Source organism: Pyxidicoccus sp. MSG2 (assembly GCF_026626705.1).
Taxonomy (GTDB): Bacteria; Myxococcota; Myxococcia; order Myxococcales; family Myxococcaceae; genus Myxococcus.
Map to the genome: position 1 here is coordinate 4,346,448 of NZ_JAPNKC010000001.1, position 24,291 is coordinate 4,370,738.

Genomic DNA, 24,291 nt, shown 5'->3' on the forward strand with positions numbered 1-24,291 from the left:
CCGCTCCTGCTGCCGCCCGGGCCCCGGGCCTGCATGGCCACGCGGCCATCCCCATCCTTCCGTCCAGGAGGTCCAGGGACATGGCACCCGCACTGCCGAAACGAGCCTGGGGATGGGGGAAGGCCCACGTCTTCGCGGTGGGCCATTCCACGCGCACGGCGGATGAAATGGTGGCGCTGCTGGAGGCGCACGGCGTCCGGACGCTGGCGGACATCCGCACGGTGCCGCGCTCACGCACGAATCCGCAGTTCAACGTGGACACCTTCGCGCGGACGCTGGCGCGGGTGGACATCCACCACCAGCACCTGCCCCGACTGGGCGGGCTGCGGAGGCCCCGGCCGGACTCGCCCAACACGGCGTGGCGCAACCGCAGCTTCCAGGGGTACGCGGACTACATGCAGACGGAGGAGTTCGCGCGAGGGCTGGAGGAATTGCGCGTGCTGTCTCGCGAGGGGCCGGTGGCCATCATGTGCGCGGAGGCGCTGCGCTGGCGCTGCCACCGCTCGCTGGTCGCCGACGCGCTGTGGGCCCGTGGCGTGGAGGTGCGGCACCTCTCGAGCGCCACCCGCTCCGAGCCGCACCGGCTCACCGCCTTCGCCCGGGTGCATGGCACGCAGGTGCTGTACCCGGGCTCACCGGACGAGGCGCGACTGGTGCCGGAGCACGGCGCGCATGCCTAGCTCGCGCCATCCACCGTGAAGCGGCAGCGCTCGCGCTCGGCGGCGATGACCTCCACGTCCGCCGCCGCGGGCTCCAGGCGCGACACCATGTCGTCCGGCTCCCAGGAGTACGGCTGGCCGTTGAGGAGCACCCGGCCGTCCACCACCGCGCGCGTCATCTCCAGCATCGGGTGGCTCGACAAGTCCCGCACCATCGCCTCGAAGCGACCCTGCCGCAGCGGGTCCGCGAAGCGGAAGCGGAAGCGCGCCAGCGCGGCCAGGTGGAACCACATGGGACGGAAGGCCACGCCCGCCAGGCCAATCCGCTTCGCCATCAAGAGCAGCATCTCCGTGGCCTCGCGGGACAGCCCGAGCCCCGGCACGTCCTGCCCCGGCAGCTGCGGCCGCCGCTCGCTGAAGCGCGCGCGCGGGTGGCGCAGGCTCAGCCAGTTGACGAAGAGGAAGGGCTCGCCCGCCACCGGGCGCCGCTCCACCACGCAGTCCACCAGCAGGTGCTCCTGCCCGCCCGTGCGGCCCAGCACCTTGATGCGGTCCCCCGCTCCCGTGGAGCCCACCTCCACGCGCAGCCGGCTGTAGCCCAGCCGCTCCACGTGTGACAGCAGCCCGTAACGGAACAGCGTGTATTCCAGCGCCTGCGCCGTGTAGTAGCCGAGCACCCGCGGTTGCAGCGCACCGCCCAGCCCCAGCGAGCCCTCCAGGTCCTCCAGCGTCAGCGACTCCTCCAGCGGTGTCCCCTCCTGCGTCAGCAGCCGGGAGATGCGTTGGTAGCGCGCGCTCAGCGGGTCATACCGCGCGGTGATGCGCCGAGAGCCCTTCCCCGCCAGCACCAGCACCGAGCCCGCGAACACCTTCCACGACTCGGCGTGGTAGCCGCCGCCCGGCAGCCACACGCTCGGCACCCCGCGCAGCGCGTGCGCCAGGGCCATGTCGCGCCGCCGGGCCCCGTCCAGCGTCAGCCCCACGCGGCCGAAGCGGTCTCCCGCCAGCACATCCCCACCGGCAATCACGAAGGCCACGTCCGGCCGGGGCATGCGCGCCAGCAGTCCCTCCAGCAGCGCGAGGTAGTCGCTGTCACCGGTGCCCTCCGGCACGCGCGTCTCGTCCACCTCCAGCGGGAGCGCGCCCCAGTCGCTGCCGGACAGCGAGCCAATCCACGCGCGCTCCTGCCCCGCCAGACACTCCGCCGTGCCGTCCGGCGGGTGCGCGTCCAAATCCAGCACCACCGCCTGCCCGTCGAAGCCGTCCGCGTGGAGCGCCGCCAGCGCCACCGCGATGTCGTTGACGGCGCAGAAGCCGCCGCCCCGTCCCGGCGCCGCGTGGTGGAAGCCGCCCGCCATGTTCACCACCGGGCCCCGGCGCGCCAGCGCCAGCCGCGCCGCCCCGAGCGTCCCGCCGCACACCAGCCGCACGTTGGACAGCAGCGTGTCCACCGGTACCTCGGACGGGTCCGCGGCGAAGATGCGCGCCAGCGTCTCCGGGCGGCCAAGCGACTCCAGGTACTCGGCGTCATGCACCCGCGCCAATTCCGCGTAGCTCACCGGCAGCGGGCGGTGCACGTCCTGCGCGCGCACCACGCCCTTCTCCAGGAGGTACCAGGTGGTGAAGTCCACCCCGCGCGGTTCGATTCCCACCGTGGACTCGATGCCGCTGAGCGGCAGGCGGTAGCTCTCGTCGTAGAAGATGGGCACCGTCGGCTTGCTTCCCGGCACCCAGCGCCCGAGCCAATCCCAGACGCTCATGCGAGGCACCTCACGCGGAACCGGACGAAGGGCGACGGGGACGGTGGCGAGCGGAGGACGTGCACGGAGGCGGCAAGCTTCGCGCAGTGAACGGCGCCCCGGGGCGTTTTTCACACTCGCCCGGAGGTTGGCTTGCGTTTCACTTGAGGTGAAAGGTAGGCACGCGCCCCGGCGGGACCGCCCTGCTGGCGGCCTGCACACCCGGGGGTATTCCATGCAGCCGTTGCGTTCGCTGTGTCTGGCCGTCGTGGCGTTGTGTCTGGTCGCCCTGCCCGCTCGAGCCGCGGATACGTACACGAAGACGCGCTATCCCCTGGTGCTCGCGCACGGCATGGCGGGCTTCGACACGCTGTTCGGCGTGCTGGACTACTTCCACGGCATCCCGTCCACGCTCACCGCGGGCGGGGCGCGCGTGTACGTGACGCAGGTGCCCTCCTTCCAGTCCACGGAGGCGCGCGGCGAGGCACTGCTCGCACAGGTGGAGGACATCGTCGCGCGCACGGGCTGCGGCAAGGTGAACCTCATCGGCCACAGCCACGGCGGCCTCGACGTGCGCTACGTGGCGGCGGTGCGGCCGGACCTGGTGGCGTCGGTGACGACGGTGGGCTCGCCGCACAAGGGCGCGGACCTGGCGGACTACCTGCGCCGGAACCTGGCCCCGGGCGGCTTCACCGAGGGCGTGGTGTCGTACTTCGCCAACAGCCTGGGCACGGTGCTGGGGCTGCTCTCCGGCTACAGCCAGCCGCAGAACGCGGTGAAGGGCCTGGAGGCGCTCACCCGCACGGGGCTGACGCGCTACAACACCACGTTCCCCGCGGGCGTCCCCGCCACCTCGTGCGGCCAGGGCGCGGCCACGGGGCTGAACGGGCAGCGGTACTACTCGTGGTCGGGTACCGGCGTGCTCACGAACATCCTGGACGTGGGTGACGGCTCGCTCGGGCTGTCCTCCTTCTTCTACAGCGAGTCCAACGATGGCCTCGTGGGTCGGTGCAGCTCGCACTTCGGCACCGTGCTGCGTGACAACTACGGGATGAACCACCTGGACGAGGTGAACCAGGTGCTCGGCCTCACCAACCTGTTCGAGAGCGACCCGAAGTCCGTGTTCCGCACGCACGCCAACCGGCTGAAGAACGCGGGGCTGTGAGGCGCGGGGCTGTACGGCCGGGACCTGGGGGCACGCCGGCGCGTGCCGAGCACGGCCGGGGTCGAGCACACAAGCTCACGGGCCTGAACGTCAGGTGTGCAGGAGGGTCCGGACGCGTTCCGGGGGCGTGCTGTTCGGAAATGTCGGGACTTTTCGCGGCGGGCGGTCTCAACCGGTGAACGCACCAGTCGGGATGCACGGCATAGCGGCGTGCATCCGGGGAGGTGTCCGGTGCAGAGGCGAGGCAAGCTCGGCAGGATGAGTGCAGAGGACTGGCTGGCGGTGCGGCGCTCGGTAGCGGCCGGGCAGACGCTGGAGGCGGCAGCGCGGGCGGCAGGGGTGAGTGAGCGCACGCTGCAGCGGCTGCGCCCTGGGGCGGGCAGCATGATGCAGAGGGCCCACGTGCGTTCCGCTTTGCGGCTGTCGGTGCAGGAGCGCGAGGAAATCTCGCGGGGGCTGCGGGCGGGCGACTCGCTGCGTGCCATCGCGAGGCGCCTGGGCCGGGCGGCCTCCACGCTCAGCCGTGAAGTGGCCCGTACCGGTGGGCGCAAGCGCTACCGGGCGTGGCGCGGCGAGCGGGGCGCAACGCACCGGGCACGGCGTCCCAAGCACACGAAGCTGCAGGAGTACCCACGGCTGCGCCAGGAGGTGGAGCGGCGGCTGGAGGAGTGCTGGAGTCCTCAGCAGGTTGCCGCCAGTCTCAAGCGAGACTTCCCGCACTGCCCCGAGCTGCACGTGTCCCACGAAACCCTTTACCGCAGCCTCTACGTCCAGACGCGCGGCGCCCTGCGCAAGGAGCTCACCGCGTGTCTGCGCACGGGCCGCACCCAGCGCCGGCCCCAGGGGCGCACGGACCTACGCGGCCAGTTGCCGGACAAGCTGATGCTGAGCGCGCGTCCACCCGAAGTCGAAGACAGGGCCGTGCCAGGCCATTGGGAGGGTGACCTCATCCTCGGTAAGCAAGGCAAGTCCGCGGTGGGCACGCTGGTGGAGCGCCACAGCCGCTACGTCATGCTGCTGCACCTGCCCGAGGGCCGCACCGCGGGCCACGTGCGCCAGGCCCTCACCCACAAGATTGGCCAGCTGCCTGACGCCCTGCGCCGCAGCCTCACCTGGGACCAGGGCAAGGAGATGTCCGAGCACGTGCGCTTCACCCTCGACACCGCCGTGCAAGTCTACTTCTGCGACCCGCACAGCCCCTGGCAGCGCGGCAGCAACGAGAACACCAACGGCCTGCTGCGCCAGTACATGCCCAAGGGCATGGACTTGAGCCACCTCTGCGCGCAGCAACTCGATGCTATCGCCGCCCAACTCAACAGCCGCCCGCGCCAGACACTCGACTGGCACACCCCCGCCGAGGTATTCGCCCGAGCCGTTGCGATGACCGGTTGAGACCGCCCGCCAAAACCCCCGACATTTCCGAACAGGGACCCTCCCCCCCGCGCCCGGACCCCTGTCGAGAAGAGGGACATCGCCGTGAAGATTCGTCCTGTCGCTGTCGTGCTCGCGCTGGGTGCCGCCATCGGAGCCGGTGTGCTCGGGTGGCTCGCCTTACAAGGCGAGGTGCGCGACGAGATGCGAGCCGCCTCCAACGCCACGAGCCCCGTGCGGGATGCTGCGCGCCTGGCGTCTGGCGCGGCGGTGGCCCGGTCCGCGGCGGGCCTGCAGGGCGACGCGCGCCGGGGCGACGCAGCACTCCCGCCGACGCCCACGTCGCTTCAAGACACGCAGGAAGACGGTGCGCTGCGGGTGGATGCCGAAGGGCATCTCGTGCTGTCGGCCGACGTGCGCCTCCTCTTCGACTACTACCTCTCCGCGACGGGAGAAGAGCCGCCCGAGGTCATCCGCGCGCGCATCCTCGCGGCCCTCCGGGAGAAGCTGCCACCGCGGGCCGCGGAGGAAGCGGTGCGGCTCCTCGATGACTACCGCGCCTATCGCGAGGCGACGCGCGCGCTGCGGGTGCCTCCCGGCAGTGCACAGGACGACCTGGGCAGCCGGCTGGAGGCCCTGCGCCAACTGCGTCGTGAGCATCTGGGCGATGCCGCTGCGGATGCCTTCTTCAGCGCGGAGGAACAGGTGGACTCGGTATCGCTCGAGCGCATGAAGCTGGAGCGGGACACCTCACTGACACGGGAAGAGCGCGAGCGTCGCATCGCCGCACTGGAGGAGCAGCTCCCGCCCGCAATGAGGGCCCAGCGAGAAGAAGCCCTGCGCCCGCTGCGACAGCAGGCCGAGGAGCGCGAGTTGCTCGCCACCGGCGCCACGGCCGAGGACCTGCACCAGTACCGCCAGGCCACCGTGGGCACGGAGGCCACCGAGCAGCTGGAAGCGCTGGACCGCCAGCGGGCAGAGTGGAAACAGCGGCTGGAGGCGTTCCGCGCGAAGCGGGAGGCCCTGCGCCTCTCCGAGCCGGATGCGGCCGTCCGAGAGGCCGCGGTGCAGCGGCTGCTCGTCGATTCCTTCACGCCCGAGGAGCGCCCCCGCGTGCAGGCCGCGGATGCGCTCGACGCGGAGCGCGCGAGGCAGCAGGGCGGCACGAGCCCATAGTCGAAGCGCATGGAGGCGGCGGATGCGCTCGACGTTGCGCGGACGAGGCAGCAGGGCACCGTCGGTCGAGCCCGGCTCCGCCGCGTGGAGGCTTCGTCCGCTGGGAGGCTTCACTCCACCGGCTTGCGCGCCTCCGCGCGAAGGGCCGGGCTCCGCCGCCGCAGGGCGCGGGCCAGCACCACGGTGAGCAGCGCCCACGCGAGCCCCGCCACCCAGCCGCCGAGCACGTCCGTGGGGTAGTGCACGCCCAGATACACCCGCGTCAGCCCCACCAGGAACGGCAGCAGCAGCGACAGGCCCAGGATGTACGCCTTGAGCCGCCGCCGCTCCGCGAGCTGCGCCAGAATCCCTCCGAGCGTGAGGTACACGGTGGCCGACAGCATGGCGTGCCCGCTCGGGAAGCTCTGGGTCATCACCTCCGTCAGGTGCGGCACCACCGAGGGACGGGGCCGTGCGAAGAGCTGCTTGAGCAGCATGTTCAGCCCCGCCCCGCCCACCGTCGCCACCAGCACCAGCACCAGCGTCCGGTAGCGCCGCGCCAGCAGCAGGAAGCCGCACACCATCAGCGTGACGAGGGACAGCACCGTCACCCCGCCGAGCGACGTCACCTCCTCCGCCGCCACCGCCAGCCACCACGGCCCGCGAGGCACCGCCGGGTCCTCCGGGCTGCGCAGCGCGCGCAGCACCCGCTCGTCGATGTCCTGCGTCTCGCCCTCGGACACCTCGTCCGACAGCGCGATGAACCCCAGCAGGCACGCGGCCAGGAGCAGCAGCATCCCGAGCAGCCGCGTCACCGCCACGTCCAGCCCCGACATCCACTTCCACCATCTTCGCCACATGTCCGCGACACTATGCACCCGGGGCCCATGAGCGACTCCGGAGTGTTTGGACTGTCGGCTGCTGCCCACGGCCGCTACTCGGTGAGGACGCCCAGTTCCTCCGCGCCCGCGGCCTTCGCCCCGTCCAGGGCCGCCACCAGCCGGCCGTAGCCCGCGCGGTCCGCCATCTTGAAGAACACGTGCCGCTGGCCCCGGGGCCGCGCCTCCAGGATGCCCTTCAGGCGCGGCACATAGTCCGCGTCGTCCACGGGCTCGTCGTTCAGCGTGAGCTTGCCCTCGGGCGTGAGGCCCACCACCCAGAGCTTCTCGTCGGGCCGGGACGGTGGCGCAGGCGCCTCGGTCTGCTCCGGGAGCTGCACGGCCAGGTCCTTGTTCATCAGCGGCGTGAGGACCATGAAGATGATGAGCAGCACCAGCACCACGTCCACCAGCGGAGTGACGTTGATGTCCGAATTCACGTCGGCCTGGGGCCGCACGAAGCTTCGCTTCTGAGCACGCATGGGGTGACTCCTCACTTTGCCTCGAGCGATTCCACGCCGAACGACACCCGCTCCACTCCGGCGGCCCGCGCCAGGTGGATGACCTTGCGCACGTCCCCGCACGACAGGGACTGGTCGGCCTTGAGCAGGAAGCGGCGCTCGGGCTTGCGGAGCAGCTCCTCCCGGAGCCTCGCCTGGAAGGCGGCGTCATCCGGGTAGGCGTCCGCGTCGACGAACACCTTGCGGTCCGGCGTCATGGAGAGGACGAGCGCGTCCTTGCCGGCCTCGTGTTCCACCTGGGCCGCCTTCGGCAGGGCCACGGCCTTCCCCGACTGCATCATCGGGGTGACGACCATGAAGATGATGAGGAGGACCAGCACCACGTCGACGAGCGGGGTGACGTTGATGTCACTGCGGATGCCACCCTTGCGACCACCACCGGACATTCCCATGCGCGGCTGCTCCTTGCTGGAAGGGACAGCCTCATGGGAGCACGGACGCGGCGGCGCGATGGCGGGCGCCCGGCCAGCGTTCCGTCACGATTGCGTCATGGCGCCGGAGCCGGCGCCGGAGCGCTACCGGATGAGCCGGACGCGGTCCGACCCCGCGTCGCCGAACGCCGCGCCCGCCACGCAGAGGACGTGGAGGATGATGCCCGGCACGACGAGGAGGAAGTAGCCGATGCCCACGACGCAGAACCACACCAGCGCGCGGATGAGCTGCCCCTTGTAGAGCTGGCCCAGGCCCGGAATCAGCACGGACAGCACCCCTGCGACGAGGGGGTTGAAGCGGCGCTCACGGATGGCTTCGATGTTCATGGCGGTCTCCAGTCCTTGCCCCGCTGCTTATAAGGGAGGTGACAGCCGGGCGAAAATGAAGTGCGCGGCTGGACGCTCGGCCGACGAGCGGCGTTGTCTCCCCGCGCCCGGCTGCTATCACACGGCTCCAGGAGGGAAACCATGGCCATCGCCACCATCGACCCGACGACGGGCAAGACGCTGCGCACGTTCGCCTCGCACACCGCCGAGGAGCTGGAGGCGAAGCTCCAGCTCGCGGAGGACACGTTCCGCACCTACCGCCACACCTCGTTCACCGAGCGCGCCACGTGGATGCGCCGCGCCGCGGAGTTGCTGGAGGCGGAGGCCCCCCGCTACGGCCGCATCATGACGGAGGAGATGGGCAAGCCGCTGGAGGCGGCGAAGGCGGAGGCCCGCAAGTGCGCGAGCGCGTGCCGCTACTACGTCTCCAAGGCGGAGGGGCTGCTGAGGGACCAGCCGATTGAAGTGGGCGGGGACAGGGCCTTCGTGCGCTACCAGCCGCTGGGGCCGGTGCTGGCCATCATGCCGTGGAACTTCCCCTTCTGGCAGGTGGTGCGCTTCGCCGCCCCGGCGCTGATGGCGGGCAACGTGGGGCTGCTCAAGCACGCGCACAACGTGCCGCAGTGCGCGCTGGCGCTGGAGGAGCTGTTCGTCCAGGCGGGCTTCCCGCGCGGCGCGTTCCAGGCGCTGATGATTGAGACGTCGGACGTGAATCGCGTCATCGAGGACCCGCGGGTGAGGGCGGTGACGCTGACCGGCAGCGAGGGCGCGGGCCGGGCGGTGGGCGCGGCGGCGGGCAGGGCCATCAAGAAGGTGGTGCTGGAGCTGGGCGGAAGCGACCCGTTCATCGTCATGTCCAGCGCGGACCTGGACAAGGCGGTGGAGACGGCGGTGACGGCACGGCTCATCAACAACGGCCAGTCCTGCATCGCGGCCAAGCGCTTCATCGTCGCGGAACCCATCGCCGCGGACTTCGAGCGCCGCTTCGTGGAGCGCATGAAGCGCGTCACCGTGGGAGACCCCATGGACCCGAAGACGGACCTGGGGCCGCTGGCCACCGAGGGCATCCTCAAGGGGCTGCACGCGCAGGTGGAGGAGAGCGTGAAGGCCGGCACGCGGCTGCTGCTGGGAGGCACGCCGCTGGAGCGTCCGGGGAACTTCTACCCGGCCACCGTGCTGGCGGACCCGCCCCCGAAGGCCCCCGCCTTCCATGACGAGCTGTTCGGTCCGGTGGCCACGCTGCTGCGGGCACGGGACGTGGACCATGCCATCGAGCTCGCCAACGCGACGCCGTTCGGCCTGGGCGCCAGCGTGTGGACGCGCGACGAGGCGGAGCAGCGGCGGTTCATCGACGGCGTCGAGTCCGGCATGGTCTTCGTCAACGAGATGGTGGCGTCGGACCCGCGGCTGCCGTTCGGCGGCGTGAAGCACTCGGGCCACGGGCGCGAGCTGGCGGACGTGGGCATCCGCGAGTTCGTCAATGCGAAGACGGTGCGCATCGCGGTCAGCACGGGCGCGCAGCAGCCGCCCGCGCCTCGCCACTCGGTCAGCGAGTAGCGCCGCCTACCGCGTTCGCACCCGGCCGTCGGGCGGGCGGTGGACCTCTTCCAGCGCCTGCGTCACCGCGTCCACCTCCGAGCCGAGCTTCTCCACGCTCTGCCTCAAGCCCGCGCCGGCGAGGTCCTCGCCGGCCGTGTCCGCCGAGCGCACCCGCAGCACCTGCGCGTACAGCCCCTCCAGGTTGTAGTAGAGGCGCGTGTGCTCGGCCTCCAGCCGGTTGGCCGCGGTGACCAGCTCGGCGCGCTGGCGACGCTGCTCGTCCAGCGCGGTCAGCGCCCCGGCCAGCCGCTCGCGCACCACCGTGTCCTCCTCGGTGGACACGCGCGTGGCCAGCGCCTCGCGCTCGGACTCGAGCCGCCGGGACTCCTCGGGCGTCGACAGCGCCCGCAGCTCACGCTCGCGGCGCACCAGCTCGTGACACCCCTTGCGCAGCGCCTCCACCGTGCGCTCCGGCGCGTGCACCACCTCGCGCAGCACGGCGGGTCCCGCGCGCAGCTCCTCCATCAGCTTGCCGCACAGGGCATCCACCTTCGCCACGCGCGGGTCCACCGACGCATCCGCGCCGCGCCTGGCGTCCGCCTCTCGCGTGGAGGTCCGCTCACCGCTTCTCCCGGAGTCCCTCCGGACGGACTCCGCCTCGCGCGCGGACAGCTCCGCGCCCTCCCCTCGCCGAAGCTCCAGCTCCCGCGTGGAGCGCTCCGCACCCTCGCCCAGCCTTCGCGCCTGCGCCTCGGGCCCTTCCACCGCGTCCCGCAGCGCATCCCTCCGGGGCCGCCCCAGGTGCCTCGCGGCCGACATGAAGAACGACAGCGCCACGAAGACGAGCCACCACAGCCGCGCGGGCTGCGCCATCGCTATCAGCACGCACGCCACGGCCACCGCCGCGAAGATGCCCCCGCGCACCGGGTCGCGGGTGCGCTCCAGCCGCGCCTCCCGCTCGGCCCGCTGCGCCTCGCGCCGCGCGTCCCGCCGCCACTTCTTCTCCCACTTGCGGCGCACCTTCCGGGACGGCAGCTCGCCGGTGCGCCGCACCCACTCCTCCACCCAGGCCTCTTCCCTCGCGCGCCCCTCGGCGAGCGCCGCCTCCAGGCGGCGCAGGCGCTCATCCTGGATGCGCTGAGACGTAGGGAGAGGTGGCTGATCGGGTCCGCTGGGCACGAAGTGACGATAACGACTTCTCCGGTGTTGAGGGAGGCGAAGCGCTCCCCCCACCGCCCGCTCCACGGCCGGGCCCTTCCAGCAAGAGGCCGAGACTTAAGAATCGGAAATGCTCAATCGTTTGCTTTCGCCCTCGAAAAGCATGAAAGAGAAGGCGGCGGGCCGGGGGGATTAAAAGGGGATTAGTGTGGTGAGCTTGGAGGAGAAGGAGGAGCCCCGCGGTCTGGGCCCCGATGTCATCCGCGCGCTGCGCGGAGAGCAGAGCCGGGCCGCGTTCGCCCGCCTGCTGGGCGTCACTCCCCTCACCGTCTACCGCTGGGAGCTGCCGGACGAGGCCGCGCAGGCGCGCCGCCCGCGCGGCCGGGTGGCCCAGGCGCTCCGAAACCTTCTCGAAGGGGGCACCTCTCCCGCCGCCTCCACCTCCCAGCGCCAGGAGCTGCGGCCCGAGGAGTCCGCACGGCTGGCCCCCTGCCTCGCGCACTTGAAGCGGGCGGAGTGGCGCGCGGCGGAGGAGGGATTGCTCGCGCTGCTGGCCTCGGGCGTGCTGCGGACACCGGGCGCCCGGGCGATGGCGGCGGTGGGCCTCTCCTACCTCCAGCGCTGGGGACGCGGAGACCCGCGGAGCGCCTTCGCAACCCTGTTGCCCCATCTGGACGAGGCCTCCTCGGGCCTGCTGCCGGAGGACGTGGAGCTCCAGGTCCACGCCCTGGCGGCCCACCTCTACGCCTCACCGGACGGCAAGCTGCTCGACGTGGCCCGGTCCGCCGCGCACGTGGCGCGCGCCGAGGCGCTGCTGGCCGTGCGCGACGACCCGGAGGTGCGCTGCCACCTGCGCATCGCCGAGCTGGCCAGCGCCTTCTACCTGGGTGAGGCGGAGCGGGTGGCGCGCCACACCGGGCGGCTCGCGGCGCTGCTGCCCTCCGTGACGGACCCGGTGCTGCGCCTGCTGGCGGAGGACGCATGCGCGCACGAGGCCACCATGCGCGGCGAGTCCGCCCAGGCCACGCGCCGCTTCCGCGAGGTGGCCGAGGGCGCCGCGCGGCTGGGCTACCCCTACCTCGAGGCGCGCAACCTGGCCTTCCTGGCGCAGCGCCGCCTGGAGGAAGCGTGCGAGCCGGCGGAGGCGCTCCAGTTGGTGCGCCGCGCGCGCGACGCCGCGTATGGCGGGCGCATGGTGCGCGGCTTCTCCTTCATCTTCGCCGCGCGCGCGGAGGCCGAGGCCCTGCTGCGCCTGACGCGCTACGCGGAAGCCGAGGCCGTGCTGGACGAGGCGGACGCGGTGGTGGAGGAGCTGAGCTGGACGCCCATGCACCTCGTGGTGCCGCGGGTGATGGTGTGGCTCATCAGCGGCCGCCACGCGGAGCTGCGCCGGTACGCCGAGCGGCTGGCCGCCTATGACGGCCCCATCCAGCGCAACCTCACCGGCGCCTACGCCCTCTTCGCGGAGGCCATGGCGGACCTCGCGGACGGACAGCCCCGGCGCGCCGCGGACCGCCTGGCCGAGACGGGTGCGCGCGTGACGGAGCTGGGCGGCTGGCCCTTCCTGCGCCGCGAGTGCCTCGTCTACGAGACGGGCGCGCGCGCCTTCGCGGGCCAGCTCGCCGAGGGGCGCGTCATGCTGCGCCGCGCGCGCGTCTTCCTGGAGCGGATGCCGTCCGCCGGCCACTCGGCGATTCTCAACCGCTTCGAGGGCATGCTGCTGGCGCTGGAGGGCCGCCCGCGCGAGGCCCGCGAGCAGATGGAGGCGTCGCTGGGCACCTTCCGCCTCGCGGGCGACCTGTCCATGGCCCTCTTCACCCGCCACCTCCTGGCGCTGGTGGCGAAGCTGGAGGGAGACCCCGCCGCCGAGGAGATGCTCGCGGCCAGCGAGGCGGAGTTGCGCCGCGCGGGCATGGCGCCCCCCCAGGACTTCACCCGCGCCATGCCGCGCCCGCTGCACCCCGTCACCGCCGCGCCCGCGGGCCCGGCGCGGCTGGGCGCGGAGGCGCTGGTGGTGCCCTTCGAGCGGCTGTCCGTGCGCGGCATGGGCGCGTCGCTCCTGCAGCGCGAGCTGCTCGGCGTGGTGGAGGGACTCTTCCCCGGCTCGTCGCCCCGCCTGGAGGAGCTGGACTCGCAGGGCCGGGCCACACTGCTCGCCGGCCTCGCGGGAGTCCCGGCCACGGACGAGGTGGAGTTCGGAGACGGGTGCGGCCGGCGGCTGCGCCTGGGCGTGGTGGGCCCGCTGCCAGCGGACGGCCGCGCGCTGCTCACCGCGCTGTCCCGCCTGGGTGGCTTCGCGCTGGAGGTCGCGGCGCTGCGCGGCTTCGCGGAGGTGGACGGCCCCGTCGCCAACGTGGGTGACGTGGAGTCGGTGCGCGACTCGGAGCTGCCGGGCTTCATCGCCGCGTCACCTTCCATGAAGCGGCTGCGCACGGAGCTGGCGCGCCTGTCCTCCAGCCGCGCCACCGTCATCGTCACCGGCGAGTCCGGCTCCGGAAAGGAGCTGGTGGCCCGCGCGCTCCACACCCTGTCCACGCGCTCGCAGCGGCCATACGTGGCCTTCAACTGCGCCGCCGTGCCGAGGGACCTCTTCGAGGGCCAGCTCTTCGGCTACCGGCGCGGCGCCTACACCGGCGCGACGACGGACCACCCCGGCGTCATCCGCGCCGCGCACGGCGGCACCCTCTTCCTCGACGAGATTGGCGAGCTGCCCCTGGAAGTACAGCCCAAGTTGCTTCGCTTCCTGGAGAATGGGGAGGTCTTCCCCCTGGGGGAGATGCGGCCGGTGGAGGTGGACGTGCGGGTGGTGGCGGCCACGCACCGGGATTTGGGCCAATTGGTGCGCGAGGGCCGCTTCCGAGAGGACCTCTACTACCGGCTGCAGGTGGTGCCGGTGCGGGTGCCCCCGCTGCGCGAGCGGCGCGAGGACGTGGTGGCGCTGGCCCGGCACTTCGTCCGGATGCTCACGCCCGAGGGAGAGGAATCGCCGCAGCTGGGGCCGGACGCGCTGGCGGCGCTGGTGGCCCACCCGTGGCCCGGCAACGTGCGCGAGCTGCGCAACGTGATTGAGCGCTCCATGGCGTACGGACCGCTGCCCGCCGTGCTGGGAGCCGAGCAGATGCGCATCGCGGGCTGAGTACAGAGGAGAAGACCCCAACCCGCGATGCGCTCCGCCCTGTTTCCCCACACCCCTGTGGGAATCGGGTCAGAGGTCGCACTCCGGGCCGAGGAGGGGGGAAACCCCGACCCGGAGCGCCTTGCTGCCAGTGCCTCTGAAAGAACACACCCGCGGGACGAAGAGGGGGGAACTCCGGCCCGGGGTGCCGGGGCCACCGAAGCGGCCACCAACGAAAGCTTTGTTGCTGTTGGGTAAAGCACCTCGCGTGCCAGCGCGCGGAGGCCCTCGGGCCCAAACGGAAATCATCCTTCGAGGTAGGTGCAGGGAGCAGACATATCCAACCGGCCGGGTGGGATATCCGACCGACTCTTTCCGGATATGTCGGACGGTGGAGAAAGGGCGGGAAGCGAGCAACCGCGCTGATGGCCGGGGTGAGACTGGATGAGGGGGGCCGGGCAGCACCCGGGGGCGAAGTGGGTTAAGGGGAGCGCGATGACTCACGCTGCCTCGTCCCGCCGGTTCCAGGTCTTCAGCCTGGGGGTGCTCGCCTACACGCTGGGCGTGATTCTGTGGGGTGCCTTCGTCCGGGCCACCGGCTCGGGCGCGGGCTGTGGAGCGCACTGGCCGGTGTGCAACGGGGAGGTCGTCCCGCGCGCGCCGACGGTGGCCACCCTCATCGAGTACACGCACCGGCTGACGAGCGGCCTGGCCATGGTGCTCGCGGTGGCGATGTGCGTGTGGGGCGTACGGGCCCACATGAAGGGGCACCCGGCGCGGCGCGCGGCGGTGTGGGCGCTCGTGTTCATGGTGACCGAGGCGCTGGTGGGCGCGGGCATCGTCCTCCTCAAGTACGTGGCGGACGACGCGTCGGTGGGCCGCGCGCTGTGGATGGGCGTGCACCTGGTGAACACGTTCCTCCTGGTGGGCGCGCAGACTCTGGTGGTGTGGTTCTCGCGCGGGCGCGCGCCGCTGGCACTGCGCGGCCAGGGGCTGGTGGGGCTGCTGCTGGGCACGAGCGTGGCGGGGTTGCTGCTGCTGGGCGTGAGTGGCGCGGTGGCGGCGCTCGGCGACACGCTGTTCCCCGCGGAGAGCCTGGCGCACGGGCTGAGCCAGGACGTTTCCGAGACAGCGCACGGGCTCGTCCGGCTGCGCGTGCTGCACCCGGTGCTGGCGGTGGGCCTGGGCGCGCTGGTGATGCTGCTGTCGCGGTGGGTGGCGAGGCTGCGGCCCTCGGCGGAGGTGCGGCGGGCGTCCACGGCCATCGTCATCGTGTACGCGGCGCAGTTGTGCGCGGGCGTCGTCAACCTGGTGCTGCTGGCGCCGGTGTGGATGCAGTTGGTGCACCTGCTGCTCGCGGACCTGGTGTGGATGGCGCTGGTGCGGCTGTGCGCGGCGGGGCTGGCCTCGGATGCGCCAAGGGCCGTGCCCGTACCCCGGTCCGCTTCCCGCGCCGAGCCGGTGTAGGGCTCAGCGAGTCTCCGACTCCGCTCGCAGGCGCAGTCCCTCCGGCACCACCGCGCGCTCGATGATTTCGAACAGGCCGCTGGCGAGCAGCGCCAGCGCGGCGGCGGGCACGGCGCCTTCGAGGATGAGCCCCACGTCGTCGAGCCGGATACCGGTGAGGATGGGCTGGCCGTAGCCGCCCGCGCCAACGAGCGCGCCCAGCGTGGCGGTGCCCACGTTGATGACGGCGGCCGTCTGGATGCCGGCGAGGATGGACGGCGCGGCCATGGGCAGCTCGATTCGCCACAGCCTCGCGAGCGAAGGCAGGCCGAGCGCCTCCGCGGACTCGCGAACTTCGAGCGGAATGCCCGCGAGCCCGGCCGCCGTGTTCCGGACGATGGGCAGCAGGCTGTAGAGGAACAGCGCGGCGATGGCCGGCCGCGAGCCGATGCCCAGCAGCGGAATCATCACCACCAGCAGCGCCAGCGAGGGCACCGTCTGGATGATGCCGGCCAGTCCCAGCACGCCCTGCCCCAGCCGGGGCCTGCGAGCGGCCAGCACCCCCAGCGGCACCGCGAGCGCGATGGCCGCGAGCAGCGACACGCCCACGAGGAACAGGTGCTCGCGGGTGCGGCGCCAGACGCGCGTGGAGAGGCCCTCGCCGTGGACCTCGGAGCTGATGCCGAGCGCGCTCGCGAGGAAGTCGGAGGCCACCTGGGCCTCGGGCACGCGCTCCAGGCGGGCGCGGGCATTGAGCTTCACCATCTCCGACTCGGACAGGCGCCCCGACAGGCGGAGCATCGCGGCGAGCGCCTCCGGGGCGCGGGACTCCACGTCGGCGCGGTAGAGCAGCACGGCGTCGTACGCGGGGAAGTGGTGCAGGTCGTCCTCCAGCACGCGCAGCCCATACGCCGCGATTTCGGCGTCGGTGGAGTAGAGGTCGGTGACTTGAATGGCCCCGCTCTCCAGCCCGCGATACGCGAGGTCGTGGTCCAGCCCCCGCACGTCCTTCTGCGGAAGCTGATACCGGTCCCTCAGGGCGGGCCAACCGTCGGCGCGGTCCATGAACTCGTTGCTGAAGCCGAAGCGCAGCTCGGGGTGCGCGCGCAGGTCGGAGATGCGGCGAAGGCCCAGGCGCTCGGCCTCGGCCTCCTTCATGCCGAGGGCGTAGGTGTTGTTGAAGCCCAGGGGCGCGCTCAGGCGCAGGCCCTCCGCGTTGAGGGCCGTTCGCAGGGCGCCGTCGTCCTGCAGGTTGCGGTCGGACAGCAACTCCTGACGGAGCGTGCCGGTGTACTCGGGGTAGATGTCCAGCTCGCCCCGGCGCAGGGCCTCCCAGAGCACGGTGGTGCCGCCCAGCTCGCGCCGGTGCTCCGCTCGCGTGCCCGTGCTCCTCGCGAGCTGCGTCACCATCTCCCCGAGGATGACGGACTCGGTGAACTTCTTGGAGCCCACGCGCACGCGGGGCTCGTCGTCAGCGGAAGGCGATGGGGCCGCGCCGCATGCGGAGAGCAACAGCATCAGCACTGCAACAAAAGAAATCCTCACGCCGCCGCCCCTCCGCCAGGCAGGGGCCGCTGCGCCTGGATGAAGCGGGTGACGAACGGGTCCGCCGGCCGCGCCTCCAGGTCCGCGAGTCCGCCCTGCTGCACCACGCGTCCGTCGCGCATGAGGAGGATGTCGTCTCCGAGGAAGCCCGCCTCCGCCAGGTCATGCGTCACCAGCACCACCGTCTTGCGCAGGCGCGCGAAGATGGCGCGCAAATCGCCTTGCAGCTCGTGACGCACCAACGGGTCCAACGCGCCCAGCGGTTCATCCAGCAGCAACACATCCGGGTCCAGCATGAGCGCGCGCATCAGTGCCACGCGCTGCCGCTGTCCCCCGGAAAGCTGCGCGGGATACCGGGCCAGCGCATCCGCCGGGAAGCGCGTCAACTCCACCAGCGCCTCCAGTCGCTCGCGGGTGCGTGCCCCGGCCCAGCGCAGGTGCCGCGCCATGAGGGTGACGTTCTCCTCGCCCGTCAGGTGCGGGAAGAGCCCGCCGCCCTGGAGCGCGTACCCGACGCGGTGACGCACGGCCAGCAGAGCATCTCCCTCCAAGGGCAGCGGCTTCCCGTCGAACAGCACGCGGCCCGTGTCCGGATGCAGCAGGCCATTGAGCAGCCGCACCAGCGTGGACTTGCCGCAGCCGCTCGGGCCGAGCAGCACCGTGGTGCGTCCGGTGGGCAGGCGCAGGCTCAGTGGGTGCAGCGCCAGGGTGGAACCGAAGCGCTTGGAGACGTCCTGCAGTTCGTACACGAAGGACCCGGAGTCAGGGCAGCGAGAAGGCGCCGTTGCAGGCGGCGGGGAACGGGGCTTCGGAAGACGGGAAGATGCACGAGGCGAAGAGGGCGCGGTCCTCCCACTCCACCGCGGCGGCCCACACCACCAGCAGGCCGTGCTCGGTGGGGGCGGTGAAGCGCGCGCAGCGCGTGGGCTGGTTCTCCAGACGGCACGGCACCTCCTCCACGGGCCCGGCGCCCGGCAGCGCCTCCGCCAGCTCCGCCACGCCCTGGCTCCTCCAGCGCGCCGTCACATTCTTCCGCGCGGGCCGGTAGACGTTCCAGTCGAAGGACGCATCCCCGCAGCGGATGCGCCCCGCGCGGGTGGTGGACATGGTGAGCTGACAGCCCCGCGGCGTGGCCAGCGTGCGCCACGGCAGGCGCGGCGGGAGCACCAGCGCGTCCGGGTCCAGCACGTCGCCCTCGGGATTGCCATGGGACGCGACGGACTCGAGCAACTCCAGGCAGCGCGCCAGCAGGGGCCGCGCATTGCCCCGCGCGACGCACCCGAGCCCGCGCAGTCGCCCGCCCGTCGCGGTGACGGCCGTGGCGTAGCCCCCGGCGCGGCAGTCCCCCTCGACGTCGGTGCCTCCGTCCGCACGCGAGCACGCGGCGAAGCGACTGGAGGGCCATGAGCTTCCCGCGAGCGGCAACTCCCCCTTCACCTCCACCACGTCCTTCCCATAGCGCCCCGTGACGCGCTTCCGGGTCCGGGTGAACATATCGGCGAGGCTCCCGCTCTTCGCCTCGGCCATCCACACCGCCACGTCGCCACAGAGGTACGTGCGCGAGTCGGCGCTCTCGGGCATGGACGTGCAGCCCTCGAAGAGGGCCCGGGCCTCGGGAACGAAGGGGCCCACGGAGGTGGCGCCCTCGGAGGGAGTCACGGGAGGCACCTTCGGCGTGGGCGCCGTGCACGCGCACAGCACCCCCAACAGGTACGCCGGCAGCAGCCACGCAGCGGTCCGCATGCCCACGGGATTAGGCGCCACCGAGAGCCACGTCAACCCGCCCGGAAGCACGGCGACCAGCGCCGTACACACTCAGGCCGCCACGGCCTCGGTGATGCTGAGCGCGGCTGGCGTGTGGATGACGCGAGACAGCCGCAGCCCCGCCTGGGCGAACAGCTTCCCGAACTCCTCCTCCGTGCGCTCACGCCCCGGCAGCGACGCCATCATCATCACGTCCAGCACCTTGCCTCCGTGCGGCCCGTTGCCACGCGGAATCACGGTGTCCACCACCAGCACACGCCCGTTCGGAGCCATGGCCGCGCGGCAGTTGCGGAGGATGCGGACGCAGACCTCGTCGCTCCAGTCGTGGAGGATGCGCTTGAGCACGTACGCATCCGCGCCCGAGGGCACCGACTCGAAGAAGTCCCCTTCCGCCAGTTCGCACCGCTCCCCGAAGCCGGCCTGCGCGATGCGCGCCTCGGCGAGGACATGGCGGTGGTCGAACAGCACGCCGCGAACCCCGGGTGCGGCCTTGAGCACCTCGATGAGGAAGCCGCCGTGTCCACCGCCCACGTCCACCACACGCTGGAGCGGCGTGAAGTCGTAGGCCCCGGCGATGGCGCCGTTCTCCAGGTCGGAGAGACTGGACATGCCCCGGTGGAAGACGGCCCCCTGCGTGGCGTCGCTCGCGAGGTAGTCGAAGAAGGGCTTGCCGAAGATGCGGTCGAACGGGTTCTTCCCCGTGCGCACCGTCTCGGTGAGCTCGCCGGTGGGCGCCCAGAAGATGCGCTGGGTCAGCATCAGGACCGCGCTGCGCAGCGAGCCCGGCACATCCGAGCGCAGATACTCCGCGGCGGGCGTCAGCGCGAAGCGGCCGGTCTCATCCTCGGTGAACACGCCCGCGCTCGCGAGCAGGCGGAGCACGCGGTACAGCGACTGCGCATCCGCGCCCAATTCCTCCGCGAGCGAGGCGGCACTCCGAGGGCCCTGCACGAGGCGGTCGGCCACCCCCAGCTCCGTCGCGGCTGACAGCGCTCCAGAGAGGATGAAGCCAAAGCCGATATCGACAATCTGCTGCGCGGGATGGACGGTGGGTGAAGTCATGCCTCGCATTCTGGGCCAGGGCCCGAGTGCAAGGTCAATGTGAGCGCACACCCACCGTGAATCGCTCTCGCCCCGCGCCGCACCGGAAAGCCAGGCGGGGCGCGGCGGCGGACGACGCCTACTTCACCAGGTCAGACGCCGTGGCGTTGGAGAAGATGTCCTGGGCAATCTTCTCGTACATGGTCTCCACGGCGCTCTCGGCGATGAGCGTGGTCTCCTTCGGCCGCGAGGTGGAGCGCTTGGAGGACACCGTCCCCGTGGAGCGCCGGACCACATTGCCCTGCGCGTCCACCAGCCGGGCCTTGTAGCGGACCTGCGCCTCGGTGGAGACCACGCCACCGTTGTCCTGCACCTCCGCGGGGACCAGTTCCAGCTCCGCCTCGACAATGTGCAGCACGAGGTCCTTCCCACCGTCGGTCTTGAACGCCGAGCGGAAGCCGTTCTTGAAGCCACGCTCCAGGGTGGTCCGCCACGCCTCCACGTTGGTGGGAGCGACGCCACTGCGGCTGGGGACGTGGAACACGTCGCGGACGCTCGGGTCCATCTCCAGCGCCAGCGAGGCCTGGCTCTCGGGCAGGTCGATGTTCGGCCGGGGGTCACCCGCGGCGACGGAGAAGGTACAGCCGGTGGCGAGCAGCACCGTGGTGAGCGACAGGGCGGCAAGGGACCACGACGAGCGGCGCATGACGGTCTCCACGTGAGAGGGCTGGGGAGCCGCCGTCGTAACAGTCCGCTCAATCGAGTTGCAAGAACCCCTCCCCGTGGGCCGTCCACCCGCACCGCCCAAGACGGTGCGGAACGGTCCGCGCCATGTCAGTCGACGACCTTCTCGACCTGCTTCCCACGCTCCAGCGTCTGATCGATCTGGTTGTACGTGTGGTTGAGCAGGAGGCCGAAGGAGGCATCGGCGCGGTAGGTGTCCAGCCCGTCGCCCACCAGGTCCTTTCCGTCCTTCTGGTCATCGACGACGCGCGAGAGGAAGGCCTTGTCGAAGTCCCCGCTCTCCTTCTCCCGGAGCTCCTTCAGGTCCTCCTTCGCGTCGACAATGGCCTCGTCGAGCCGCTTGTCCACGCCGACCATGCGCTCCTCGTAGCCCTCCTGGACGCCCGCGCTCCCGGAGCCGCCCGTGCCCTGCTCGGACTGGGTGGACAGGTCCACCGCGGCCACCTCGATGCGCTTCTGCTCCGCCCAGGCCTCCAGGTCCTTCAGGTGCTTGCGATGGTCCGCCACCAGCTTCTTCGCGAACTCGCGGACCTGCGGATCCTTCGACTGCTCGAGCGCCAACTCGCCGAGGGCAATCTGCTTCGCGTCGAAGACGACGAGCTCGCCCACGTACTCCTCGCGGTCCGCCGCGGCCTCGCCGATGCGGCGCTCATGCTTCTCCGAGTCCTCCGCGTGGGCCGAACACCCGACCAGCAGACCGACCACCAGTGCGGCCGTGAGACCCGCCGCGCCAACGCCGCTACGCACTCCAGCCATGTCTACCTCCAGACGAAGCCATGCCCGAAGGTGGCCCCCCATGTGGAGGAACCGCAAAAGCACGCAGCCTGTCCGGGCCTCCCCACGGGACACGCGGACCGGGAGTCCGTCCGCCCGCCCTCCTGCTCGGAAGGAAGCAGCCGCCTCCGTCCCGTGTCCCCACAAGGACCCACCAGGACCACGTTCTCCTTGACCGGACACGGGCCCTGAATGAATACTCCATCCGGATGAACGGATTGAGTCTCCACCGCCCATGAGCGCCGCCGCCCCCGCCATATTGGGCTGGATGACGTCACTGGCCGACCCCACCCGCGTGCGCCTGCTGCGCCTGGTGGAGCGGCACGAGCTGACGGTGGTGGAGCTGTGCGCGGTGCTCCAGCTCCCCCAGTCCACGGTGAGCCGGCACCTCAAGGTGCTCGCGGATGACGGCTGGGTGGAATGGCGCCCGGAGGGCACCAGCCGGCTGTACCACGTGGCGGACGGACTGCCTCCCGCGGCGAAGCGGCTGTGGACGCTGACGCGCGAGCAGATGTCCCAGGCGCTCGCCGCCGAGCAGGACGACCAGCGACTCGCCCCCGTGCTCGCCGAGCGGCAGAGCCGCAGCCAGGCCTTCTTCTCCAGCGCCGCGGGCCGCTGGGACAAGCTGCGCCGCGAGCTGTTCGGAGAGCGCTTCGACGTGCTCGGCCTCCTCGCGCTCCTCGACCCGACGTGGCGCGTGGGCGACCTGGGCTGCGGCACCGGCCAGACGTCGGAGATGCTGTCGCCGTACGTGCGCAGAATCGTCGCCGTCGAGTCCTCCGCCGCCATGTTCAAGGCGGCGAAGACGCGGCTGGGCGGCGTGGCCAACGTGGAATTGCACCGGGGGGACTTGCACGCGCTCCCCGTGGATGACGGCACGCTGGACGTGGCGATGCTGCACCTGGTGCTGCACCACGTGGCGGAGCCGCCGGCCGTGCTGGCGGAGGCCGCGCGCGCGCTGGTGCCGGGCGGCCGCATCCTGCTCATCGACATGCAGCGGCACGAGCGCCGCGAGTATCAGCAACAGATGGGACACGTCTGGCTGGGCTTCGAGCCGGAGCAGCTCACCGGCTGGCTCACGGACGCGGGCTTCACCGACGTCCGCATCCACCCCCTCCCCGCGGACCCCGCTGCAAAAGGGCCCGCGCTGCTGTCCGCCGTGGCGGTCCGCAGGAAGTGAAGCAGCACCCTTTGAACCCGTAGCCCTCTCATGGAGTCGACGATGAGCACTGCGCTGAAGACGAAGACGGACACGGCCCGCCCGGCCTTCAAGGTTGCGGACCTGAGCCTGGCCGAGTGGGGCCGCAAGGAAATCATGCTGGCCGAGGACGAGATGCCCGGCCTCATGGCGCTGCGCGCCCGCTACGGCCAGACGAAGCCCCTCAAGGGCCTCAAGGTCATGGGCTCGCTGCACATGACGGTGCAGACGGCGGTCCTCATCGAGACGCTGTCCATCATGGGCGCCGACGTGCGCTGGTGCTCGTGCAACATCTTCTCCACCCAGGACCACGCGGCCGCCGCCGTGGTGGTGGGCCGTCCCGAGACGGGCGGCACCGTGGAGAACCCCAAGGGCACGCCCGTGTTCGCCTGGAAGGGGGAGAATCTGGAGGAGTACTGGTGGTGCACGGAGCAGGCGCTCATCTGGCCCGACGGCTCCGGCCCGGACCAGATTGTCGACGACGGCGGTGACGCCACGCTGCTCTTGCACAAGGGCCTGGAGTTCGAGAAGGCCGGCAAGGTTCCCGACTTCAACGCCGCCACCGAGCCCGAGGAGTGGGGCTTCATCATCGCGCTGCTCAAGGACCTGCAGAAGCGCGACGCGAAGCTGTGGCAGCGCGTGGCCCCCGCGGTGCGTGGCGTGAGCGAGGAGACCACCACCGGCGTGCACCGCCTGTACGAGATGCAGAAGGCCGGCACGCTGCTGTTCCCCGCCATCAACGTCAACGACAGCGTCACCAAGAGCAAGTTCGACAACCTCTACGGCTGCCGTCACTCGCTGGTGGACGGCCTCAACCGCGCCACGGACGTGATGCTGTCCGGCAAGGTGGCCTTCGTCTTCGGCTACGGCGACGTGGGCAAGGGCTGTGCCCAGGCGTTCAAGGGCCAGGGCTGCCGCGTCATCGTCGCGGAAATCGACCCCATCTGCGCCCTGCAGGCCGCGATGGAGGGCTACCAGGTCGACACGATTGAGAACTGGGTCGGCAAGGCGGACATCTTCATCACCGCGACGGGCAACCGCGACATCGTCACCGCGGAGCACATGTCGAAGATGAAGGACAAGGCCATCGTCGCGAACATCGGCCACTTCGATAACGAAATCGACATGGCCGGCCTGAAGAAGGTGGCGGGCATCAAGCACACCAACATCAAGGCGCAGTACGACATGTGGACCTTCCCCAAGGGCAACAGCGTCCTCATCCTCGCCGAGGGCCGCCTGTTCAACCTGGGCTGCGCCACCGGCCACCCCAGCTTCGTGATGTCCACCAGCTTCACCAACCAGTGCCTCGCGCAGCTGGAGCTGGCGACGAATCTCAAGACCTACGAGAAGAAGGTCTACACGCTGCCCAAGAAGCTCGACGAGGAGGTGGCGCGGCTGCACCTCGAGAAGCTCGGCGTGAAGCTGACCAAGCTCTCCCCGGAGCAGGCCTCGTACATCGGCGTGCCCGTCGAGGGCCCGTTCAAGCCGGACCACTACCGCTACTAAACCCGTAGCGCGCAGTCCCCGTCATGACCGCAGGCCCGGGATGCCGAAGAGGCGCCCGGGCCTGTTGTGTTTCCGGCGCCCTGGCAGGGCTCGTGCAATGTGAAGAGTGATTCACTCTGCGTGTGCCTGGAATTGTGGCGCGGAGGGTTACGAATGGCGTGAAGCTGTGACAGGCCGCGCTACTCGGCATGGGGTTCTCACGGGGACTCCAGAGG

At 71.4% G+C, this 24,291-nt stretch carries 21 protein-coding genes; 9 read left to right on the forward strand and 12 right to left on the reverse strand.

Going from position 1 to position 24,291, the window contains the following annotated elements; genetic code table 11:
* The first annotated feature begins 80 nt into the window (after positions 1–80).
* Positions 81–680 carry a DUF488 family protein gene (locus tag OV427_RS16535; RefSeq protein ID WP_267857083.1) on the forward strand — a complete coding sequence of 200 codons (600 nt, stop codon included), beginning with the start codon at positions 81–83 and terminating at the stop codon, positions 678–680.
* Here the strand turns inward: OV427_RS16535 and OV427_RS16540 are convergent.
* Positions 677–2,419, reverse strand: a complete 1,743-nt coding sequence (locus OV427_RS16540; protein ID WP_267857084.1) for a histone deacetylase — start codon at positions 2,417–2,419, stop codon at positions 677–679. The two genes, OV427_RS16535 and OV427_RS16540, sit on opposite strands and share 4 nt — an antisense overlap.
* Before the next feature lie 214 nt (positions 2,420–2,633).
* Here OV427_RS16540 and OV427_RS16545 point away from each other — a divergent pair, with 214 nt between their 5' ends.
* The 3 genes from OV427_RS16545 (at position 2,634) to OV427_RS16555 (ending at position 6,110) form a co-directional block, all read left to right on the forward strand.
* The gene (locus OV427_RS16545) at positions 2,634–3,563 is read left to right on the forward strand and encodes an esterase/lipase family protein (protein WP_267857085.1); all 930 of its coding nucleotides are present in this window, start codon (positions 2,634–2,636) and stop codon (positions 3,561–3,563) included.
* 258 nt (positions 3,564–3,821) lie between these two features.
* Positions 3,822–4,955, forward strand: coding sequence for an IS30 family transposase (locus OV427_RS16550; RefSeq protein WP_267857086.1), 1,134 nt, complete (start codon positions 3,822–3,824; stop codon positions 4,953–4,955).
* 84 nt (positions 4,956–5,039) lie between these two features.
* Positions 5,040–6,110: a lipase secretion chaperone gene (locus tag OV427_RS16555; RefSeq protein WP_267857087.1), complete on the forward strand. Its 1,071-nt coding sequence runs from the start codon at positions 5,040–5,042 to the stop codon at positions 6,108–6,110.
* Positions 6,111–6,220: 110 nt separating this feature from the next.
* On the opposite strand, the gene OV427_RS16560 is transcribed toward OV427_RS16555, so the two are convergent.
* From OV427_RS16560 to OV427_RS16575, 4 genes are all read right to left on the reverse strand, one after another.
* Complete coding sequence (locus OV427_RS16560) at positions 6,221–6,949, reverse strand: phosphatase PAP2 family protein (protein ID WP_267857088.1); 729 nt, start codon at positions 6,947–6,949, stop codon at positions 6,221–6,223.
* Positions 6,950–7,023: 74 nt separating this feature from the next.
* Positions 7,024–7,449, reverse strand: coding sequence for an ExbD/TolR family protein (locus OV427_RS16565; RefSeq protein ID WP_267857089.1), 426 nt, complete (start codon positions 7,447–7,449; stop codon positions 7,024–7,026).
* An 11-nt stretch (positions 7,450–7,460) separates the two neighbouring features.
* Positions 7,461–7,880, reverse strand: a complete 420-nt coding sequence (locus OV427_RS16570; RefSeq protein ID WP_267857090.1) for an ExbD/TolR family protein — start codon at positions 7,878–7,880, stop codon at positions 7,461–7,463.
* 123 nt (positions 7,881–8,003) lie between these two features.
* Positions 8,004–8,246 carry a hypothetical protein gene (locus tag OV427_RS16575; protein WP_267857091.1) on the reverse strand — a complete coding sequence of 81 codons (243 nt, stop codon included), beginning with the start codon at positions 8,244–8,246 and terminating at the stop codon, positions 8,004–8,006.
* Positions 8,247–8,387: 141 nt separating this feature from the next.
* On the opposite strand from OV427_RS16575, the gene OV427_RS16580 reads away from it, so the two are divergent.
* Positions 8,388–9,803, forward strand: coding sequence for an NAD-dependent succinate-semialdehyde dehydrogenase (locus tag OV427_RS16580; protein WP_267857092.1), 1,416 nt, complete (start codon positions 8,388–8,390; stop codon positions 9,801–9,803).
* 6 nt (positions 9,804–9,809) lie between these two features.
* Here OV427_RS16580 and OV427_RS16585 read toward each other — a convergent pair whose 3' ends face one another.
* On the reverse strand, positions 9,810–10,964 hold the full coding sequence (locus OV427_RS16585) for a hypothetical protein (protein WP_267857093.1): 1,155 nt from the start codon (positions 10,962–10,964) through the stop codon (positions 9,810–9,812).
* 190 nt (positions 10,965–11,154) lie between these two features.
* Here OV427_RS16585 and OV427_RS16590 point away from each other — a divergent pair, with 190 nt between their 5' ends.
* Together OV427_RS16590 and OV427_RS16595 are read left to right on the forward strand one after the other, a co-directional pair.
* Positions 11,155–14,079, forward strand: coding sequence for a sigma-54-dependent transcriptional regulator (locus OV427_RS16590; protein WP_267857094.1), 2,925 nt, complete (start codon positions 11,155–11,157; stop codon positions 14,077–14,079).
* A 474-nt stretch (positions 14,080–14,553) separates the two neighbouring features.
* On the forward strand, positions 14,554–15,525 hold the full coding sequence (locus OV427_RS16595; protein WP_267857095.1) for a COX15/CtaA family protein: 972 nt from the start codon (positions 14,554–14,556) through the stop codon (positions 15,523–15,525).
* 3 nt (positions 15,526–15,528) lie between these two features.
* Here the strand turns inward: OV427_RS16595 and OV427_RS16600 are convergent, their stop codons facing one another.
* The 6 genes from OV427_RS16600 to OV427_RS16625 all read right to left on the reverse strand — a co-directional run bounded on the left by OV427_RS16600 (position 15,529) and on the right by OV427_RS16625 (position 21,354).
* The gene (locus tag OV427_RS16600; RefSeq protein WP_267863432.1) at positions 15,529–17,022 is read right to left on the reverse strand and encodes a glycine betaine ABC transporter substrate-binding protein; all 1,494 of its coding nucleotides are present in this window, start codon (positions 17,020–17,022) and stop codon (positions 15,529–15,531) included.
* Between the two features lie 23 nt (positions 17,023–17,045).
* Positions 17,046–17,798 (reverse strand): ATP-binding cassette domain-containing protein, encoded by a 753-nt coding sequence (locus tag OV427_RS16605; protein ID WP_267857096.1) that lies wholly within the window; start codon positions 17,796–17,798, stop codon positions 17,046–17,048.
* A 13-nt stretch (positions 17,799–17,811) separates the two neighbouring features.
* Positions 17,812–18,792: a hypothetical protein gene (locus OV427_RS16610; RefSeq protein WP_267857097.1), complete on the reverse strand. Its 981-nt coding sequence runs from the start codon at positions 18,790–18,792 to the stop codon at positions 17,812–17,814.
* Positions 18,793–18,864: 72 nt separating this feature from the next.
* Positions 18,865–19,875, reverse strand: coding sequence for a methyltransferase (locus OV427_RS16615; RefSeq protein ID WP_267857098.1), 1,011 nt, complete (start codon positions 19,873–19,875; stop codon positions 18,865–18,867).
* 118 nt (positions 19,876–19,993) lie between these two features.
* Positions 19,994–20,560 carry a hypothetical protein gene (locus OV427_RS16620; RefSeq protein ID WP_267857099.1) on the reverse strand — a complete coding sequence of 189 codons (567 nt, stop codon included), beginning with the start codon at positions 20,558–20,560 and terminating at the stop codon, positions 19,994–19,996.
* Positions 20,561–20,688: 128 nt separating this feature from the next.
* Positions 20,689–21,354: a DUF4142 domain-containing protein gene (locus OV427_RS16625; protein WP_267857100.1), complete on the reverse strand. Its 666-nt coding sequence runs from the start codon at positions 21,352–21,354 to the stop codon at positions 20,689–20,691.
* Positions 21,355–21,607: 253 nt separating this feature from the next.
* On the opposite strand from OV427_RS16625, the gene OV427_RS16630 reads away from it, so the two are divergent.
* Together OV427_RS16630 and ahcY are read left to right on the forward strand one after the other, a co-directional pair.
* Positions 21,608–22,552 carry an ArsR/SmtB family transcription factor gene (locus OV427_RS16630; protein ID WP_267857101.1) on the forward strand — a complete coding sequence of 315 codons (945 nt, stop codon included), beginning with the start codon at positions 21,608–21,610 and terminating at the stop codon, positions 22,550–22,552.
* A gap of 54 nt (positions 22,553–22,606) precedes the next feature.
* Entirely contained in the window at positions 22,607–24,076 is a 1,470-nt protein-coding gene (gene ahcY, locus OV427_RS16635; protein ID WP_420718359.1) for an adenosylhomocysteinase, read from the forward strand.
* The last annotated feature ends 215 nt before the right edge of the window (positions 24,077–24,291 follow it).